Source organism: Paenibacillus campinasensis, from assembly GCF_002272015.1.
In the GTDB taxonomy this organism is placed as follows: Bacteria; Bacillota; Bacilli; order Paenibacillales; family Paenibacillaceae; genus Paenibacillus_AQ; species Paenibacillus_AQ campinasensis.
The window spans coordinates 1-14639 of the sequence record NZ_NPBY01000009.1; the positions used below are offsets into that span (position 1 = coordinate 1).

General features: G+C 53.9%; 9 protein-coding genes. 8 read left to right on the forward strand and 1 reads right to left on the reverse strand.

The features are described 5' to 3' along the window. The first annotated feature begins 582 nt into the window (after positions 1-582). Together CHH67_RS02215 and CHH67_RS02220 are read left to right on the forward strand one after the other, a co-directional pair. Positions 583-2154 (forward strand): cobyric acid synthase, encoded by a 1572-nt coding sequence (locus tag CHH67_RS02215; RefSeq protein WP_095263419.1) that lies wholly within the window; start codon positions 583-585, stop codon positions 2152-2154. Between the two features lie 186 nt (positions 2155-2340). After that, entirely contained in the window at positions 2341-3282 is a 942-nt protein-coding gene (locus tag CHH67_RS02220) for a hypothetical protein (RefSeq protein ID WP_244908058.1), read from the forward strand. Positions 3283-3459: 177 nt separating this feature from the next. On the opposite strand, the gene CHH67_RS02225 is transcribed toward CHH67_RS02220, so the two are convergent. Next, positions 3460-5475, reverse strand: a complete 2016-nt coding sequence (locus tag CHH67_RS02225; protein WP_095263348.1) for a beta-galactosidase — start codon at positions 5473-5475, stop codon at positions 3460-3462. A gap of 1001 nt (positions 5476-6476) precedes the next feature. Between CHH67_RS02225 and CHH67_RS02230 the strand changes: the two genes are divergently transcribed. From CHH67_RS02230 to CHH67_RS02255, 6 genes are all read left to right on the forward strand, one after another. Further along, positions 6477-8723 carry a hypothetical protein gene (locus tag CHH67_RS02230; protein WP_095263421.1) on the forward strand — a complete coding sequence of 749 codons (2247 nt, stop codon included), beginning with the start codon at positions 6477-6479 and terminating at the stop codon, positions 8721-8723. A gap of 54 nt (positions 8724-8777) precedes the next feature. Next, the gene (locus CHH67_RS02235; RefSeq protein WP_095263349.1) at positions 8778-9974 is read left to right on the forward strand and encodes a HEAT repeat domain-containing protein; all 1197 of its coding nucleotides are present in this window, start codon (positions 8778-8780) and stop codon (positions 9972-9974) included. A gap of 22 nt (positions 9975-9996) precedes the next feature. Beyond that, positions 9997-11385, forward strand: coding sequence for a glycosyltransferase family 2 protein (locus tag CHH67_RS02240; RefSeq protein WP_176475512.1), 1389 nt, complete (start codon positions 9997-9999; stop codon positions 11383-11385). 63 nt (positions 11386-11448) lie between these two features. Next, on the forward strand, positions 11449-12243 hold the full coding sequence (locus CHH67_RS02245) for a response regulator transcription factor (RefSeq protein ID WP_095263350.1): 795 nt from the start codon (positions 11449-11451) through the stop codon (positions 12241-12243). A gap of 77 nt (positions 12244-12320) precedes the next feature. Beyond that, positions 12321-13682 carry a nucleotide sugar dehydrogenase gene (locus tag CHH67_RS02250; protein ID WP_095263351.1) on the forward strand — a complete coding sequence of 454 codons (1362 nt, stop codon included), beginning with the start codon at positions 12321-12323 and terminating at the stop codon, positions 13680-13682. A gap of 17 nt (positions 13683-13699) precedes the next feature. Continuing rightward, entirely contained in the window at positions 13700-14608 is a 909-nt protein-coding gene (locus CHH67_RS02255) for a hypothetical protein (RefSeq protein ID WP_095263352.1), read from the forward strand. Positions 14609-14639 lie beyond the last annotated feature (31 nt).

Sequence of the window (14639 nt, forward strand, 5' to 3'; positions counted from 1 at the left end):
TTGATGAATCAGTGGCGGCTGGAGGGCTATGGCAGCACGTATGCTGACCCGTACGGAAATACGTTCACGCAAAGGGACGGGGATGTGGTGTTTTACCACGGGGACCAGTCGAGCCGAGGGGATTTTCGTTCGCAGGTGCCGCACTAGGCCAGTCGCCAAGTTTGACGATGTGATGGGGGCCCAAGCTGCGTCTTCGTGCCCCTCTGTAAGCGAAAAAGGCGGCATTCCATCCGGATGAACTTGTCCGAAACAGGATAGTAAAGCAACGTATCTACTAAGCGACCTGCGCCAGAAGATGGCGGCAGGTCGCTTTTATACATGAAACGAAGCAGGATTGAAGGGGCTAGCCTTAGCTTCATACATCCGCAACACATGTTAGAGGGATACCATCCGTCCCACCAGGCTACTCTTCAATAACTTGCGCAGCGCATAAAAGCCGACGATAATGAGGTATGACAACGCGCGCTCCACTTAGGAGCGGAGCGTGGAAAGTTCGTATAGAGATGGGGAGAGCCAATGGAGTTGGAGCCGATTAAGACCAGGAAGAACAAGGCTGCTGCCAGCGAAAAAGGGGCGGTGGTTATGCTCCAGGGAACAGCTTCTGATGTCGGGAAGAGTGTGGTGACGACGGCACTGTGCCGTATTTTTCTACAGGACGGGTTCAGGCCAGCACCATATAAATCGCAAAATATGGCGCTGAACTCCTATGTAACGCTGGATGGCAAGGAGATTGGGAGGGCGCAGGGGGTTCAGGCTGAGGCGTGCGGCATCGTCGCGACAACCGATATGAATCCGATTCTGATCAAGCCGGTCAAGGACATGACCTCGCAGATTGTCATTCATGGCGTGCCGGAGCGACATATGAGTGCAATGGCTTATCGGACGGAATTTTTGCCGACGGCTAAACAGATCGTGCTGGAAGCGCTGGATCGCTTGCGTGCGGAATACGATATCGTGGTGATGGAAGGGGCCGGAAGCCCTGCGGAGATCAATCTGAAAGACCGGGATATCGTCAACATGAATCTCGCCGGCTGGGCGGATTCCCCGGTCATCCTCGTAGCCGATATCGATCGCGGCGGGGTATTTGCCTCCATCGTCGGCACGCTGGCCTTGCTGGAACCGCATGAAGCCGCACGGGTAAAAGGGTTTATTATCAATAAGTTCAGGGGAGACCTGGCGCTGCTCAAGCCCGGGCTGGATTGGCTGGAAGAGCGGACAGGCATCCCGGTGCTTGGCGTTCTTCCTTATGTGGAGGATATGCGGATCGATGCCGAGGACTCTGTGGCGCTAGAGGAACTTCGCCGCCGTCATGCCGGAGGCCATGATCGGGAACTGGACATTGCCGTTATTCGTTATCCGCGCATCTCCAACTTTACCGACTTTGATCCGCTCGGCTGGGAACCGGATACCGCTGTGCGATATGTCAGCGCCGCGGATGAGCTTGGCACACCGGATGTTGTCATACTGCCCGGGACCAAGGATACGATCAGCGATCTTCAATTTTTGAGGGATCGGGGGCTTGATCAGGCCATATTGCACCAGGTTCGGGAACGAGGAACCCAGCTTGTCGGCATTTGCGGCGGCTATCAGATGCTTGGCGAGCAGCTGCTAGATCCGCATGCGGTGGAGGGAAGCACCCGGGAAGCGAGCGGGCTGGGACTGCTGCCACTCACGACAACCTTCCTCCAGCATAAAAGAACCGTAAGAGCATCTGGACACCTGGCGGATCATCATCCCCTTAGGCTGCACCTCCCGGATGAAGAGCACGCGCTGCCGCTTGAGGCATACGAAATTCACATGGGAATTACCCGTTACTTGGATGAGGGGGGAGCTTCCTGCAGATCTTTATTTCGCATAGAGGGAGTCTCCGACATTTCGTCATCCCCTGAGGAACATGGCTGGCATGAGGAAGGCTGTGGTGTGCCAGGCGGACAAATATGGGGCACTTATCTGCATGGTTTGTTTGACAATGATCTGTTTCGCAGAGCCTGGTTGAACGGGATTCGCATGACCAAAGGCCTGCCCGCCGTTTCCGTGTCCTTCAACGCCAGGGAGCGCAAGCAGCAGGAGTTTGATCGTGTCGCCAACATCGTCCGCGAGCATCTGGATATGAACCGGATTTATGAGATTATCGGGATGAATAAAGCGACCTAACCTTTGAAGGATGCCGAAGAGCAACGCGCTTGGGCATCCTTTTTTGTTGCATTTATATGTGGAGAATGATAGTAAAACTTGTTTATATATAGGATAGGGGGGTATACTGTGTGATATAAAAAGTGCTATTTCGTAGCGAGATCAGGGCGATAACAGCACGAGAACAAGAATGATAGGGAGGTCGCAATGATAAAAAAATTAATGCTCATGGCAGTCGGTTTATTACTTGTTTCTGGCTTGTTGACGGCATGCAAGGGGCCGGGCACGAGCGACGATCATGCCGAAGGGCATGTCGGATCCGATCAGGAAAATACGGCGGTCATATCACCAACGCATGACGATGAACATGAGGAAGGCTCGGCAGATCATAAGTCTGGCAGTCATGGAGACAACAGTCATGCCGGGCACGATAGCCACTCGGATATGCACAGCGCTGCGGGCGACAATTACAAGGTGGATTTTTCGTTCAACGGGCCTGTCAGAGCAGCCGAGAATGCGGAGCTGACGCTGGAGGTAACTGACTCGGAGGGGAATCCGGTTCAAGATTTTGATATCAGTCATGAGAAACTGATGCATCTGATTGTAGTCAATGAGGACCTGTCGTTTTTTGAGCATATTCACCCTGATTATGAGGAGAACGGCAGATTTACGGTGACAACCGAATTTCCGTATGGAGGCAGGTACAAGCTGTTTGCCGATTTTGTACCGAAGGGCCAAGGTGGCATGACCGTCAGTGACTGGATGGAGGCGGATGGAGAAGTAGCGGAGCTGCAACCGCTAATGGCAGACGAAAGCCTGATCGCAGAGGTCGACGGCAAGGAAGTTGAGCTGACGCTCAGCAATACCCTCTCGAATGAGGAAGCAATTCTGACCTTTGATATCCGGGATGCGGCAACTAAGCAAGGAATCCAGGATCTGGAGCCGTATCTGGGTGCAATCGGGCATGTGGTCATCCTATCCGAAGATACGGAGCATTATCTCCATGTACATCCGCTTGACGGGCAGGACACCGGGCCTAAAGCCGAGTTCGTTACTTCGTTCCCAGAGAGCGGTGTTTATAAAATATGGGGCCAGTTTCAACATAATGGTGAAGTGTTCACCGTATCATTTGCAGTGGAAGTGCAGTAACGAATAGCAGCATCCGGAAATTATACAAAAGCCTCCCTCGTCTATGGCGTCACAGCCATGGACGGAGGGAGGCTTTTTGTATCGCAAGAAGCTCGCCCGCAAGAAGCTCGCCCGCAAGAAGCTCGCCCGCAAGAAGCTCGCCCGCAAGAAGCTCGCCCGCCTATGCGTCAGCGGGCTCTATGCATGTTCACGCGGCAGTTCCAAGATCTCCACGCCATATGGCGGAAGGGTCAGCTCCCGCCCGCAGACCTCGCCGGTCAGCAGGCTCGGATACGCTGCTTCAAGCTCGACAACAGCTTCCTCTCGGCTCAAATTGAGCACGAATAGATAGGATGCTTGTTCACCTGTACGCACGGTGAGCTGCACGCCTTCCGGGAGCTCCTTGTCGAAGCAGCTGAGACCGGCGACCGAGGCGGCTTCACGGAGAAGCCGAATCAGGTATGCTTCCTCCGGCTGGGTTCCGGTATAATACACCGTTCCTTCTCCGAGGCGGTTGCGCGTAACTGCCGGAGTGCCGCAGTAAAAGTCATCGTTGTACCATGCAATCGGTTCAGCGGTCTGCGGCACGAGCAGATCATTCCACTGCGAGCAAGCATAAGAAGCATCACCGGTCGTGATGATATGGGCATCCTTGCCAATGGGGTCATACTCGGAGACGGTTACCCCGGCACAGCGCGAGAGGAGCGCAGGCAGCTGCTCCATATGACAAATATTGTTCATCTGCTTCACGCCGGATCGCGTGGTCAGAATGACGGTGCCGCCCGAAGCGGCGTAGGACTCCAGCCGCTCGGCCAAGGCTTCGTCCATCAAATAGAGATGAGGGGCAATGACAAGCTTGTAGCTGTCCAGCTGGGCATCGGTATGAATGACATCGACCCCGATGCCAAGCTTGGTTAGCGCCTTGTGCCACTGCTTTATATTTTCATAATAATCGAGCCCCTCGGACTGTTTCTGAATGCCCATGGAGAGCAGCTGGTCGCTTGCGTACAGTATGGCCGCCTCGCTCTGCACGGTGGTGCCTGACAGATTAGCCGCGGCCTTGTTGACCTCCTCACACAGCTGTGTGAACTCCTCGAAGCGACGTCCCGGCACGTTGCTGTGGTCGATCAGGCCATGCCAGTACTGTTCAGCCCCTTGAAGCGCGCTCCGCCAGCGGAAATGAACGACGGTGTCCGCGCCTCTAGCGATCGTCTGCCAGGCAAAAGCTCTAATAAAACCGGGCTGCGGCGTCCGCCACATCGGGAACCAGCAGCCGGGAGGTCCGCTCAGCTGCTCCATAATCCAGAAGCCCCGTCGTTTGATCCCGCGCGTCAAATCCAGGGACAGCGCGCCGCTATAAGGGCCAGTAGAGGTCTTGTCCGGCGATGTATTCGGATAATAATCGAAGGAAGCAAAGTCCAGCTCTTCGCCAATTTGATGCAGATCGAGCTTCTGCGGATAGCTGTGGAAGTTATGCGTGATGTAATGCTCCGGTGCAAGCTTCCGTATCAAAGCGATTTGCTCCTGTTGGAATTGGGCAGCCGAAGCCGACTGAAACCGGTAATAATCCAGCAGGTAAGACGGATTCTGGAATGGAGATCCGCCAAGCGGTGTCGTAATTTGAGTCCAGTCATTGAACTCGCCGCTCCATACGACCGTTCCCCAGGAACGGTTCACCTCGTCGAGCGTTTCATATTTCGCTTTCACCCACTCGCGAAATCGTTCATTACAGGCGGTGCAGTGGCATTCCAGCAGCCAGTATTCATTGTCGATCTGCCATCCCTCCACGGCCGGGTGGCCCGCATAATGTTCGGCAAGCCTGTGCACGATGCGGCTGGCATACGTGCGCATGGAAGGGCTGTTGAAGCAGCGGTGGCCGCGGACTCCCACATGTACAGGCTGTCCGCTGGCGGTGATCGGCAGCACGTCCGGGCAGGAATCGGTTAACCACCGCGGAGGGGTGTTCGTGGGCGTGCCCAGGACTACCCCGATGTCGTGATGATGAAATAGATCTACGGCCTGGTCCAGCCAGGTGAAGTCAAATTGACCTTCGGCAGGCTCCAGACGGCTCCATGCAAATTCGGCTAATCGCACAATTTTGACACCTGTTCTCTTCATTAGAAGAGCATCTTCCTCCCACATTGACACATCCCAGTGCTCGGGATAATAATCTACACCCATTCGAAGACGGGACCAAGGTTGCAAATCCGGCATATGATCATAGCTCCTCTCGCGCTTTATTCGCGCCTGTTCTGTCTCCTTTATTGTATCGGAACGAAGCTTGTGGACCTAACAAGATTTTGTTGCTTAATAGCACAATATTGCGATTTAGGATAAAAGGGGGACATCCTTTATCATCCTTGCGCTGGGGCTGCTCTTCAAGAACAAGGAATGGGGCAGCCGTTTATGAAGGTTCGCCGTTATTTAACCCAGCCTCTAACTCCAGTGGTTGTTTATGTTATGTGAATAACAGGACCTGATGGTGGGATCAGGAAATGATTTTAATGAGAATCATAATTATAAAATGAATTGCAGGGTCTCCGTCGTAAGCAGTTTGCGCGGAAAATTATCATTTTTGTAACTAATTGAGACACCCATTTCATCACTGCAGAAACAGGTTCCTAAAAAAATAGGCGATACTTACCACTTGAACGCGAAGGTCGTTGTTTTAAAATAATACCCATCCCGGTACGGGACTCCCTTCTTATTTTGATCAAAAGGCGATTTGTGGAAACCCTATGCAGGACGCGGTTTTCCCTCGTTTCTCTGTATGACTTTGGTATCAATTTTGTAATATATATGGATAATGATGTAAAAATGACCGTAACTTTAGAAATTTTCTTGCGTTTAAATAATCGATTCGCTTCCGTCCGAGCGTGTTCATATGCAAGCTCGCAATACGTGCCGGCCCTTACATGTTCTGTCATCCATAGCCTTTTAAACTTACATAAGGGGCCAGCGCTACAGACGGCGTTAGAACGGTTTCAAGCGGACGAATACAGAAGAATAAGACGAGCAGACGCCTTTTATGAAAAAAGAGTGGAAAATTCCATATTCGATTCTTTATGACTATTATTGTCAAAATAAAAGTTGGTAAAGAAGGAATATGGCAACGGGACGATATCGGCTATAGAATGGCGATGTAGCTCAAACGTCGATTCAGCCGGTATGTGGCCATGAACATGTCACAGAAGGAGAAGGTGAAAGACGAGACGATGAGCAAACGTAAATGGATAGTCGCAGTATGCTTGCTTACGGTGATGCTTCTCTGCGGTGTCGCTGTAATATTCGGATGGATGCGTCCGTCATTGCCCGCTTATGCGGATGCAGATGGAGTCCAGATGAAGTTCAAAACCGAAGGCACAGAGTTTCAGGTGTATGACGAACATGGAAACTGGCAGACGATGTTTGCCAAGGGCGTCAACCTGGGAGCGACGGTACCGGGGCATTTTCCGGGCGAGATGCCAATTCGTGAGGAGGACTATCTGCGCTGGTTCCGGCAGATCGATGAGATGGGAGCGAATGTGATCCGAATTTACACGGTCCATAACCCGGTCTTCTACAAAGCGCTTGTGAAGTACAACCATGATAAGGGAGAAGACGCCCTCTATTTCATGCAGGGCATCTGGTCCCCGGAGGAGCAGCTGATTGAACGTCAGGATGCCTATGATCCGGAAATTGTCGAGATGTTCAAGCAGGAGATTGAAAAAGCAGTCGCAGCGGTATACGGGGACATCACATTGGAGGAGAAGAAGGGCAGCGCCAGCGGCAAATACACGGTAAACGCGGGCAAGTATTTAATGGCCTGGCATATCGGTACCGAATGGGACCCGGCGATGGTGGACAATACGAACCGGCTCCACGAGGATATGCCGCGTTATGAAGGGGCCTACTTCTCTGCCGTGGAAGGAGCAAGTCCGTTCGAAAGCTGGCTTGCCTCGATGCTGGACCACACCGCTGCCGCAGAGCGGAAGTACGGCTGGGAGCACCCGATAACGTTTACGAATTGGGTGACTACCGACGTGCTGGAGCATCCCGGAGAGCCGCTGTTTGAAGAGGACATGGTGTCCGTGGACGCCAGACATGTACAGCCGGTCGACTGGGAAGCAGGTTATTTTGCTTCTTATCACGTGTATCCGTACTATCCGGATTTCTTCCGGACAGATGAGACGCTTTGGACGATCCCGGATGACAAAGGGGGCTACAACACCTACAAAGCGTATCTTCGCAGACTGAAGGCCGAATTCACGGACATGCCGATTATGGTTACCGAGTACGGGGTCCCATCCTCCATCGGAATTTCCCATTATGGGCCGGGAGGACGCGACCAGGGCGGTCATGATGAAATCGAGCAGGGCAAGGTGAATGTATCCTTGACTGAAGACATATATGAGGAAGGTTATTCCGGAGCCATCCTGTTCATGTGGCAGGACGAATGGTTCAAAAAAACATGGAATACGATGCCGTTTGAAATTCCCGATGACCGGCGTCCATTCTGGCTCAATGTGCTTACCAATGAAAAGATGTTCGGCCTGCTGGCCATGCAGTCCGGCAAGGATGGGGACATCGTCATTGACGGCGATTTGTCCGACTGGGACCAGCTTCCCGAGGAGGAGGTGCAGTTATGGGGCGGAGAGGCGCCAGGCATTCGCAGCATGCGCCTCACCCATGACGAAGCTTACCTGTATATCGGCATGGAGCTGGAGCAGCCCTTTGATCCGCAGCGGTCCAGATTATTCATCGGTGCCGACACCATTGAGGGCGGGGACGTGCCTGAGAAGGAGCTGGGCGGAATCCGGATGGACGGCGGAGGCCTCGAGGCTTTGATCCAGCTTGGCAAGGACAGCGAGTCCCAGGTTGCGATTGCTCCATCCTATGATTTTCACCAGCGTCTGTATGGCAAGGAAGGATACTGGATGCTGCCGGAAGATCCGGCAGAAGGGTCCAAGGACGACCCGAAGGTGCCGGGCGGAAGCTTCCATTCCTGGAAGCTGGCGATCAGCCTGCTGATGAATCCGCCGGATACCCGCTTCTCCCATCCCTTCCTGGATGAAACCGTAGGCCTGCTCAAGCGGGGCATCAGCGATCCCGGCTCGCCGGAATTCAATTCGCTTACGACGTGGCAGTATGAGGGAAATACCGTGGAAATGCGGATCCCTTGGATGCTCTTGGGCTTTGGCGATCCAAGCTCGCTGCAGGTCATTGACTACAGTCCGCTTGGGGACAACCGGGAATTCACCACCACAACCGCGGAGGGCGTACGGCTGATTCCGTGGATTGCAGAGAGAGCCGCCGATCCGGCGGGCGAAGAGGTGCCGGACATCCCGTCAGATGCCGCAAGCACCATCAATTTGCAGCATATTCCACTGTACACATGGGAGCCTTGGGAAACGGTTGGATATCAAGAGCGGCTTAAGAAAAGTTATTACGAGATGCAGGAGCTGTTCCAGCGGCTGCCTTAACGCCTATACCTAACGCTGCACCTAGATCCTATCAAAAGGAGGAACTATCCGGATATGTTTTCAAATATAGCCTTGGCTTATGGATTTATCTATATCTGTCTGGCGATGATTACAGCAGGCATTATTCTGTTGTTCTGCATGAAAATCAAGCATAATGCAGCCCTTCGCAAAATAGAGGCATACACGGCGAAGCATCGCGACTATTTCGTATACGTGCAGATGCATCTGCACGATGATGTCAAACTGCAGCTGCCCCCCGGCAGGCTGGATCGCATCGAGGCCGACGTCATCCAGGCCAAGCTGATGGAGTGGATTGAGCAACTGAAAGGGGAAGCAAGAGAGAAGCTGCTGCTGTTGTGCCGGGAAGCCGGTTTTGTTGAGCGGGACATTCGCAGCCTGTCCAGCTTCCGGAAGGGCAAGCGGATTGAGGCGGCCTACCGTCTAGGCGGGATGCGGGCATCGGAGGCGGTGCCGCAGCTGCTCAAGCTGCTCGCCCGCACGAACTATGGCCCGCTGGCGATCATCATCGCCAGGGCGATTGCGAAGAGCGCCGATCAGCCGGAGCAGATTCGGGACATGCTGCTGCAGCTGCTGGCCAGCGGCAAGCCGATTCACGCGCTGGCGGCTGACATATTGCTGGAGACGAGGCTGGATTCGGCAAGTCTGCTGCGGCGCTTCCTTGACGACCCAGAACCAGGCCTGGTCAAGGTGGCGCTGGTGGCGATGTGGGGGCAGGCGGTGCCAAGCGCCGTCCCTACCCTGGATCGGCTCGTCGGATCGAGCGAGAAGGATGTGCGGGCCGAGGCGGTCAAGCTGTACCTTAGCTCGAATCCGGTGCTCAAGGATGCGACGATTGCCCAATTGATGAACGATCATGAATGGGAGGTTCGGGCCGCTTGCGCGCAAGCGCTTGGCCGTCTCCATGCGGCAGGCAGCATTCCGCTGCTGGCAGAGGCGCTGAAGGACGACAATTGGCATGTGCGCAACTATAGCGCAGAGAGTCTGGCCCTTCTCGGTGAGCAGGGATTTGAGACATTATGCCAGGCGGCCCTTCACGGTACGGGCCCGGCGAGGGAGACTGCCCTGTACCGGATCGAACGGATCATGGCGAAGGAAGGGAACCATGAGGAAGTGGAGCAGATGGTGGATTTCAACAAGAAAAAGCTGCTGTATGACCGCTATTTCGGCGGGGCGAAGCCGAGCAAGCGCATCGGCAAAATGGCAGGGGTAGGAGGCGATTACACTGCTTAGGGACATCCTGCTCGTTTATGGCATGACGGCAATTTATTACGTCATGATCGTTAGTGCACTTTATTTTGTAATTATGATGCTATCTTTCAGAAATATTTGGAACATTTCCAGACGTGCTGCCTATTCGGCATACAACACATTATCCGGCTCCGAGCTCGTTCCGTCGGTGTCGCTGCTGGTGCCAGCCTACAACGAGGAGCTGACGATCACCGAGAACGTGCGGTGTCTGATGACACTCAATTATCCGAATTACGAGGTCATTGTCATCAATGACGGCTCTTCTGATGACACGCTGGACGTGTTGTTGAAGGAATATGAGCTAGAGGCTATTCCGAACCCTGAAATCCGGGGGCGTCTGGATACGCAGAGAATTCGCGGCGTTTACCATAATCCGCAGTATCCGCATCTGTATGTGATTGACAAGGAAAACGGCGGCAAGGCCGATTCGCTGAACGCCGGCATTAATCTGTCGCGCTATCCGCTCATCTCGTCGATTGACGCCGATTCTTTGCTGGAGAAGGATGCTTTGATCCGGATGGCGAGAATGTACATGGAAAATCCGGAGGAGACGGTGGCGATCGGAGGAGACGTTCGGATTGCCAACGGCTGCATCATTGAGAACGGAGCGGTCAAGGAAGTTTCGCTTCCCCGCAAGATGTGGCCCATGTTCCAGTCCATTGAGTATTTGAAAGCTTTTCTGGGCGGCCGCATCGGCTGGAGCCATATCAACGGTCTCATCATCGTCTCGGGAGCGTTCGGCATGTTCCGCAAGGATTATGTCATTGCCGTTGGCGGCTACCGTGGCGGATATCCGGGTGAGGATATGAACATTATCATCAAGCTTCACCGCTATATGCTGAAGAATAAAATTCCGTATCGTGTAGCCTTCTGTCCGGAAGCGGTGTGCTGGACACAGGCGCCAGACTCGTATCATATTCTCTCGAACCAGCGCAAACGCTGGGGCCGGGGAAACCTGAAGAACATGATCGAGAATCGCGACATGCTCTTCAACCCGAGATACAAGGTGATGGGCTGGCTTACGATGCCTTACAACGTCATTTTTGAAGCGCTGAACCCTTACTTCAGAATTACGGGCCTGCTGGCTCTGCTTGGATATGTGTTGATGGATATGACCAACTGGCATGTGCTGCTTGTATTCGGACTTGTCAATTTCCTGGGCGGCTACCTGCTCAGCATCGGGGCGCTGCTGCTGGAGGAGATGGCGTTCAGACGGTACAACAAGCTGTCAGATCTGGTGAAAATGCTGCTGTTCTCGGCGCTCAAGTTTGTGGGATACCACCAGCTGGGCGTGCTGTGGAGAGTGCAGGGCCATATTCAATATTTGCAGAACAACAACACATGGGGCACGATGACCCGGCAGAGCTGGAAAGAGAAGTCCAAGACAGCTTAGACCGCAGCCAGGCCCGGTTCAATAAGATATACATTCAATAATTAAAGAGAGGTGGAGTGGATCATGTCTCAAGCTACATTGCAGCGTGTACAGTCAACAGATTTATACGACGAGCTGGAACAAGAAGCTCGCCAGCATCGAGGCAGCGGTTTTGCGCTGATGTTTCTGTACAGCGCCGACCGTCTGAGCGAGATGAAGGATGCTGTCCGCGGTTATGTGGAGCAGCTGTCCGCATCAGGCGCACAAGTTCGGGAGGATGCGGCAATGCGGACGCTGGCGGTGACGCTGCCGGGCTATTCTCTGGATGCTGCCCATTATGAGGCGCTTCTGCTGAAGCAGCTGCTGGAGGAGCAGAGGTTGGGCGAGCCTCGGATTACGCTTGCTGCCCTGACAGAACCGCCAGCTTCGTCTGTGATCAAACAGATGGCGGAAGCGACTCGCCTGAGCACCAGCTCGGATATTTATATTTATACAGAGCAGAAATCTGAAAGGGGCCGCGGCCGGATATTGATCGTCGATCAGGATGCGGCCGTGCGCGATTTTCTGCATATTCGGCTGGCGATGCAAGGATATGAAACGCTGCAGGCTGCAGATGGCCTGGAGGCGCTTGACCTGATCGTGAAGTGGGAGCCGGATCTGATGATTACGGAGCTGAACCTGCACGGGATCGACGGGCTGCCGTTCATTCATCATATCCAGCAGCTTGCGGTGAAGCATCCGCCCAAAATTGTGGTGCTGACCGAAAAACGGGTGGAGCAGACGATAAGCCAGTGCTTTGAAAGCGGCGTGGACGATTACGTAACGAAGCCGTTCTCGCCCGTCGAGCTGGACGCCCGCATCCGCCGCTGCTTGCAATAAATCGATAAGAAGCTTGTTGTCGCTGATGCTGGAGCTGGAGCAACAGACTATACACATCCAATGGAGGTTGAGTGCTTGTGAATGAGGAATACAAAACGTTATTGAACGCAATTGAAAGCAAAAAGGCTGTTTTGGGTGTCGTTGGCTTGGGGTATGTCGGGCTGCCGCTGGCCGTAGAGATGGTGAAGCAAGGATTTACCGTGGTGGGCATTGATCTGGACGTGGATAAAATCGAACGTATTTACCGTGGCGAATCCTATATCACCGATATTTCATCCGAAGAGCTTGCCGCCTGCATCGATACCGGACGTTTCAAGCCGACGACCGATTACAGCATGCTCGCGGTCATTGATGCGGTCAGCATTTGTGTTCCTACTCCGCTGAGCGAGAATCAGGACCCGGATACCTCTTACATTACGATGGTGGTGGACCAGCTGAAGCGGTTCATGAAGCGGGGAGCGCTGATCACACTCGAGAGCACGACCTATCCGGGCACAACCGAGGAGCTGATTCAGGGCGAGATGGAAAGGCTTGGATACAAGGTTGGCCAAGACTTCTTCCTGTGCTTTTCGCCGGAGCGTGTCGACCCGTCCAACAGCCGGTTTAATACGCGGAACACGCCGAAGGTGATCGGCGGAACGACCGAAGCATGCCTGAAGCTGGGCGAGGCGCTGTACAGCCAATATGTGGAGACGGTGGTGCCGGTGAGCAGTCCGAAGGTTGCGGAAATGTCCAAGCTGCTGGAGAACACGTTCCGCAGTGTCAACATCGCCTTTGTGAATGAAATGGCGATGATGTGCGACCGCATGGGGATTGACGTGTGGGAGGTGATCAACGCAGCGGCGACGAAGCCGTTCGGATTCATGCCGTTCTATCCGGGACCGGGCATTGGTGGCCACTGCATTCCGCTTGATCCAATGTATCTGTCCTGGAAGGCGAAGGGCTATCGCTTCTACAGCAAATTTATCGAGCTGGCCCAGTCGACGAATGACAACATGCCTTATTATGTCATCAATAAAACAGCCACCATTCTGAATGAATACGCCAAATCGGTCAAACGATCCAAAATTTTGCTGCTCGGCATGGCGTACAAGCCGGATATCAGCGATCTGCGGGAATCACCGGGGCTTGAGGTCTATGAACTGTTCAAGGAGAACGGAGCTGCGGTGGATTATTATGATCCTTACGCGACCTCCTTTATGAACAAGCAAGGGGAGACGGTCCGCAGCATTGAATACGATCTGTCGGCATTCAGCCGGTATGATTGCATGGTGCTTATCACCAACCACAGCCGATTTGATTATGGCACCATCGCTTCCCTTGGGGTTCCGATCCTGGATACGCGGAATGCGTTTAAAGCACATGCCAAGCCGCATATTTATAAAATCGGTCATTCCGTCCAGCACATCCCTGAGCCTGGCGAGGCGGTATTAGCCTAAAAGAATGGAGGCGAGGAATGAAGAACGTATCGGCAAGGGCAAGGTTGTTCATCTTGGCAGGGCTCACCGGACTTTTGCTGCTCGTCCTTCTTCCTCTTCTTCTCCCTTCGCCTTCGGTGAATGAGAACAAAGCGACCTGGGTGTGGGAAGCGAAGCTGATCCGCAGCCAAGCCGAGGAGATCGTCTCCTTCAGTATGAATGAAGGGATCACGACGATCTTTCTGCAAATTCAGCAGGAAGTCCGGGATGAGGACTATCGCCGTTTCAATGCGCTTGCGCATCAGGCTGGCATTGAGGTTCATGCGCTGGACGGGCATCCCGAATGGGCCTATTCGCAGGGACTTGATGAGGGGATGAAGCTGCTCTCCTGGCTGGAGCGATTTCACGCGGCATCCCGGCAGGAGGAACGGTTTGACGGCATTCAGTTTGATGTGGAGCCCTATGTGAGAGAGCGATGGGAGGAGGAGCAGCAGCAGGTCGTCGCGGAATGGAGCATCAATATGTCGGCATGGGCAAGGGAAGTGTCCCGGCAAGGGCTATATATCAGCGCCGCGGTTCCATTCTGGCTCGATAGGATTCCTGGCCCGTCCGGTTCCGGATCGTTCAGCCGCTGGATCATATCCAGAATGGATGCCATTGCCGTCATGGCCTACCGTGACGATGGGGAGCTGATGTACGAACTGTCCCGCCAGGAGCTTGAACAGGCGGATGAGCTTGGCAAGCAGGTATGGATTGGCATGGAGCTTGGCAACACGGACGAGGGCGACCATCTGACCTTCTATTCCAAAAGCGAGCAGGCGATGGAGGAGGAAGCACAGCGGGCGGCAACGCTCGGCAGCGGGCATCCGTCGTTCGCCGGTCTGGCCGTTCATCACTATCAGGCGTGGATGGATCGAAGGATGTCCATGGCGGAAGAAGAACGTTGATGTCAGTTGTGGACCCTTTGCTGCACCGTAC